The sequence below is a fragment of the Edaphobacter aggregans DSM 19364 genome (genome assembly GCF_000745965.1).
GTDB classification, from domain to species: Bacteria; Acidobacteriota; Terriglobia; order Terriglobales; family Acidobacteriaceae; genus Edaphobacter; species Edaphobacter aggregans.
The window spans coordinates 1-1,081 of record NZ_JQKI01000352.1 but is presented as its reverse complement, the minus strand read 5'-3'; the positions used below and the strand labels follow the sequence as shown (position 1 = coordinate 1,081).

The following is a 1,081-nucleotide window of genomic DNA, read 5'->3' as shown; positions in this document are numbered from 1 at the left end:
TCGTAAGCCTCGCTTTGTACCAGATCGCCTATGTGGATATGGCCGAACTGCGAAGGCTCCTCTGATGACTGGTCAAACTTGCCGACCACCTGAACATTTTCGTGTTGAAGTTGATCAAGGTGCATTTACGGTCAATACTCTCCATTTATCGGACATCGTGCCGTTCCTGTACAGAAAAGACCCCGGGCAATGTTTGCGTAACCTGTGACCTGGACTGTGTCTGCCTTCTCGTCCTCTCTTCCCCGTTCCTTCTTTCCTCTTTTCTCACCGCCGCTGATGGCATATCCAACGCTCCTGTACCCGCCAGGCAATGTGCCCAAATCCGACATCTTGCCTTTGCTATACAGGAAAGCACGCGCAGGACTGTCGCTGGTCTCCGAATAGCCTGTCACTTGGCCGGACCTTCTGAGCGGGCCGCCGCTTGAGCAGCGAGGAGAGCGAAAGGTACTAATAAACTGCGCATGGATGCCTCCGATTTACATTTGGTGATTTTGCCCTTTTCGGTCGTCTCATAAACCCGATGGGACGAACCTTACCGCGAATCGTTAGCTTACAAACGCTGGATATACCTTGAGGATAAATTCGCTAATCACAATGGGCTGAAGTGGGCCCTGCGGTCTGTGCGCTATCTCACCGATACTCAAAAATCAATGTGTGTCTATGACGGTAATGTCCCGCCTGATCGTTGGGTTGGCTGGCTTCTAGAGCTGTGTGATAAGTGGCAAAACATTCTCGGTCCCGATGGAAGCATGATGATTAAGATAGGACCGGTTTTCAAGGAGGGTCTCGCTGCACAGCAGCTTCAGGTTGAACGACTGCTGGTGAAGCTGGAGGACGAGCTCGGCATACATCTCCTCCAACACGAATTTTGTATGAGTCGGGAGAAGGTCGTTCAAACGCGAGATTGAACAGGAGAGAAAACTCAAGCCGGCTATCCCAGGCGAGGCCTACGATGGAGCACTCATCAATCATTCCGACATTTACCCCGCACCTGCAACAAGCCATCCTCTGCGCTGGTTGTTTGTTCTGGCGCGAATACCAACGCTGATCGGTCGGGATAGTCCAGGTCGGCGTACCCATG

General features: G+C 52.2%; 2 protein-coding genes. One reads left to right on the top strand and one right to left on the bottom strand.

From position 1 onward, the window contains the following. Positions 1-131: 131 nt before the first annotated feature. Entirely contained in the window at positions 132-392 is a 261-nt protein-coding gene (locus Q363_RS47340; protein ID WP_211256475.1) for a hypothetical protein, read from the bottom strand. Positions 393-620: 228 nt separating this feature from the next. Here Q363_RS47340 and Q363_RS41730 point away from each other — a divergent pair, with 228 nt between their 5' ends. Further along, positions 621-908, top strand: coding sequence for a hypothetical protein (locus Q363_RS41730; protein WP_157468102.1), 288 nt, complete (start codon positions 621-623; stop codon positions 906-908). Positions 909-1,081 lie beyond the last annotated feature (173 nt).